The 4330-nt window shown below is 65.9% G+C and carries 4 protein-coding genes; all 4 read left to right on the top strand.

The features are described 5' to 3' along the window. The coding region (locus tag AC3A35_RS27510; protein WP_487439744.1) for an AraC family transcriptional regulator at positions 1–894 on the top strand (894 nt) is incomplete at its 5' end. 157 nt (positions 895–1051) lie between these two features. Then, positions 1052–2038, top strand: a complete 987-nt coding sequence (locus tag AC3A35_RS27505) for an AraC family transcriptional regulator (protein ID WP_487439743.1) — start codon at positions 1052–1054, stop codon at positions 2036–2038. Positions 2039–2231: 193 nt separating this feature from the next. Further along, positions 2232–3461, top strand: coding sequence for a styrene monooxygenase/indole monooxygenase family protein (locus AC3A35_RS27500; RefSeq protein ID WP_487439742.1), 1230 nt, complete (start codon positions 2232–2234; stop codon positions 3459–3461). 89 nt (positions 3462–3550) lie between these two features. Further along, entirely contained in the window at positions 3551–4048 is a 498-nt protein-coding gene (locus AC3A35_RS27495) for a flavin reductase family protein (RefSeq protein WP_487439741.1), read from the top strand. Positions 4049–4330: the final 282 nt, after the last annotated feature.

Here is a 4330-nt window from a genome sequence, read left to right as displayed (position 1 = left end):
GTGTTCTGCGAGAACGATCTTCGCAGCCTCGACGCGAAGCGCTCGGTGAACGCCCGCATGTACTACCGCAAGCTGAAAGGCATCGGGATCGGACGCATGAGTTACGGCGGCGAGGTGACCATCGATCCCGGCCTGCTCGATTCCTTCTACCTGATCCAGATGCCGCTCCACGGTGCAGAGCGGGTCGAATGCGAAGGTGAAACGACGCATACGTCCCCGCTGCTGGGATCGGTGCTCAATGCCCATCGTCCGGTGCGTATTCTGCACGGCGAGCACACCGAAAAGCTGATCATGCGGGTCGATCGCGACCTTCTGGAACGCCATTGTCGTCAGCATCTGGGCCGGTCGGTGCACGAACGGATCGAGTTCCGGACCGGGATGCCGCTCGATACCGTCGCCGGGCGGCGCTGGATGCGTACCGTTGCGTGGTTGCTGGAAAACCTCGAAGCGGAGGAGAACCTGGCTTCGCCGCTGCTTTCCGCACACATCGAGCAGATGATCGTCAGCATGCTGCTGGTCTGCCAGGAGAACAACTACTCGAGCCTGTTCACCGACGGCGGAAAGACCGTGACTCCCGCCTTCGTCAGGCGCACCGAGCAGTACATCGAGGAGCATGCCCACGAGCCGATCACGGTCGCGGACATGGCCGAGCACACCGGGGTCAGCAGCCGCTCGTTGTACACCGGCTTCCGGAAATACCGGAACACGTCGCCCATGCTCTATCTGAAAGAGATCCGCCTGAACCGGGTGCGTGATCAGCTGCTGCAGGCCGAGCCGGGCCGGGTGACGGTGACGACCGTTGCGTATCAGTGGGGGTTTGGCCACCTTGGCCATTTCACCACCGACTACAAGCGTCGTTTCGGCGAGAGTCCGTCGGAAACGCTGGCGCGCTGAATCGTGCGGCGAGCGGGCGACGTCGGGCAGGTGTCGCGCCGTTCCAGAGGTGAAGTGACGGGGAATGCGCCGATCGGGGGCAAGCGGATACGGCGGGCAGGCGCCCGTGCCGCCGCCTTCACCGCAAGCGCGGTGATCCTGAGGGAGGGTGAAACAGATGATGAGCGGTGACGACGCGCCGGGTGAGCGGTCGGCCATTTATCAGTCCTGCGATCTCGACGAGACGCGCCAGATCGTCGCCGGCCTGTACTGCGAACATCAACTCGACCAGACCCGGCTTCGCGACCGGCTCGACTATCAGCACGTGCATCAGCGCATGGGCGCATTCAGCTTCAGCCGGATGCGCTATGGGGCGGAGGTCAGGATCGTCCCGCGCCAGTTGCAATCCTTCTTCCTGGTTCAGGTGCCGCTGACGGGAGGCGACCGGATGTGCATCGATGGCCGGGAGTTGCGCTGCGATTGCGGACACGCGTCCATACACGGGCCCGAGAGCCGGCTCGGGATGCGCTGGAGTGCCGATTGCGAGAAGTTCGTCGTCCGCATCGAACGGGATGCGCTCGAGCGCCATGCATCCGCGCTGGCCGGAGAGGAGTGGGTCGGCACCGTGTCCTTCCAGTGCCTGGTCGATCTGCAGCACACCGCGGCGCAGGCGTGGGTCGATACCGCGCGCCATCTGTTCGGCGAACTCCGCCGCAACCCCCGGTTGAGCGACACGCCGCTGGTGCGGGAGCAGTTCGAGCAACTGCTGATGACCGGCGCACTGAACTGGCTACCGGGGCGCGTCATCGACGGCGGAGGGCGCGACAACCGCCTGCTCTTGCCCCGCCACGTGAAGATCGCAGAAGAGTACATGCGGGCGCACCCGGATCTGCCGATCACGGTCGAGACCCTGGCTCTGCATACCGGGGTCAGCGGACGCACCCTGCATGAGGGATTTCGCCGTTTTCTCGGGGTGAGCCCGATACGCTACCTGCGCGACCTCCGAATGGAGCGCGCACGAGCCGATCTGCTTGATCCCGGCCAGCCGCGGAGCGTGACCTCGATCGCAATGCGCTGGGGTTTCTTCCAGCTCGGGCGGTTCGCCAGCGATTATCGCCGCCGGTTTGGCGAGCATCCGCACGAATCCCTGCTCAAGTCCCGTTAAGTCAAGGGTCTACGCACTGTTCCGGTGCCGATCGAGGATGCCGTTCGTCCCTTTCTGCGGGCGTCGGACGATTTCTGCGGTCGATGCATAGTCGCTGCACTTTGCGCATATTTCTTCGCTTCCGACTGGGTCAAATTGCTTCCGTCTTCAATGGTGGAGACGCCATCGCAACCCACGACGGAGCACACAGAAAATGCGCAAGATCACCATCATCGGCGCCGGCCAGGCCGGACTGCAACTGGGCATCGGGCTGCTGGACCAGGGCTTCGAGGTCACCCTCGTATCCAACCGCAGCGCCGCCGAGATCGCGGGCGGGCGGGTCATGTCCAGCCAGTCGATGTACGCCATGGCAGTCGGTTACGAGCGCCAGCTCGATCTCGCCCGGTGGGATACCGCCTGCCCGCCGATCACCGGGGTCCACCTGCGTGCCGGTACCGGCGACGGCTCCACGATGATCGACTGGCGCTCGCCGATGCGCGCCCCGGGCCAGTCGGTGGACCAGCGCATCAAGATGCCGGCGTGGATGGAGATCTTCGAGCGCCGCGGCGGCCGCCTGCTGATCGAGGATGCCGACGTCGAGGCACTGGAGCGCTACGCCGCGGCCTCCGATCTGGTCGTGGTGTCCACCGGCAAGGGCGAGATCGGCAAGCTGTTCGAACGCGACCCGGCCCGCAGCCAGTTCGACCGGCCGCAGCGGACCATCTCGCTGACCTACGTTCACGGCATGAAACCGCGTGCGGACTACTCTGCGCTGAACATCGGCATCAATCCGGGGATCGGCGAGTACATCAACTTTCCGGCACTGACCCTGAGCGGACCGTGCGACATCATCAACCTCGAGTGCATTCCGGGCGGCCCGATGGACTGCTGGGCCGAGGTCGCGAGCCCCGAACAGCACCTGGAGCTGGCGCTGACGCAGATCCGCGACTTCTTCCCGTGGGAGGCGGAGCGCTGCGCCGACCTGAGGCTGACCGACGATCTCGGCACGCTGGTCGGTCGCATCACGCCGACGGTCAGGAAGGTGGTCGGCCGTCTGCCGTCCGGGCGCGCGGTAATGGGGATGGCCGACGTGCTCGTGCTCAACGATCCGATCACCGGCCAGGGCTCGAACAACGCCAGCAAGTGTGCCGCGCTTTACCTGGACGCGATCGTGGAACGCGGTCGGCAGGGATTCGACGAGGGCTGGATGAACGCCACCTTCGAGACCTACTGGGACTACGCCAGGTGGGTCACGCGCTTCACCAATACCCACTTGCTGCCGCCCCCGCCGCAGGTCCTCAAGGTGTTCGGGGCCTGCGGATCCAATCCGGATATCGCCGCCCGCGTCGCCAATGCGTTCGACGATCCCAAGGGCCTGGCCCCGTGGTACTACGACGAGGCCGAGGCCGACCGCTTCATCGAGTCGTTCTCGGTGCCGGCTTGAGGCGCGCGGCGATGACTGCGACCGCGCTCAAAACAGGCGGCAGCACCGGCTTGCGCTCGCCTGCGGAGCGCGTTTCGGGGGAGGGCGCCATGATCGACGCGTCCCTGCTGCGACGCGCGTTCAGCCAGTTCGCAACTGGCGTCACCGTGGTGACCGCACTCGATGCCGACGGCGTGGCAGTCGGTGTGACCGCGAGCAGTTTCAATACGGTATCGCTGTCGCCGCCGCTGGTGCTGTGGAGCGTGGCGCGAAGCGCGTTCAGTTTTGGCGCGTTTGCCACCGCCGGGCATTTTGCCGTGCATGTCCTGGAGGCCACCCAGCGTTCGCTCGCAGACCGGTTCGCCCGCCCATCGACCGACAAGTTCGGTGGCTTGTCCTGCGCCGCGGGCGTGGAGGGCGTTCCGCTGCTTCCCGGTGTACCGACGATTTTCGAATGCGCAACCGAGCATCGCTACGCGGGCGGCGACCATCTGATCCTCGTCGGGCGGGTCCTCCGCCTGAGCGCGCCGGAGGGCGCGCCCGAGCCGCTGCTGTTTCACCACGGACGCTATGCCGCGCTCGCCCGGGAGGTGGCTCGGGCGGTCTAGCACCCGGGGGCGGCGCCCGGTTTTGTGCACTGTCGGGATAAAGGCGGTCGGCAATGGAGCGCCTGGGGGCGGGGTGCTGACTAGGATTGAGTCGGTGATGGCGCAGGCGCGGTGGCCGGTGCCGGGGACACGGGGGATCGAGGGGATCCCGCAATCGACTTTGGGAGACAGGCAGATGGCAGACGAACCGATCATCCGGCGTCGAGTGGTGAAGGGGGCGAGCGGGATCAGCGAAGCGCGCGCGAACAACGCGAAGACGCAGAGCCAGTACCAGCCGTACAA

It is taken from the genome of Azoarcus sp. Soil_N_20 (assembly GCF_057656155.1).
This window is presented reverse-complemented; position numbering and strand designations above follow the sequence as displayed.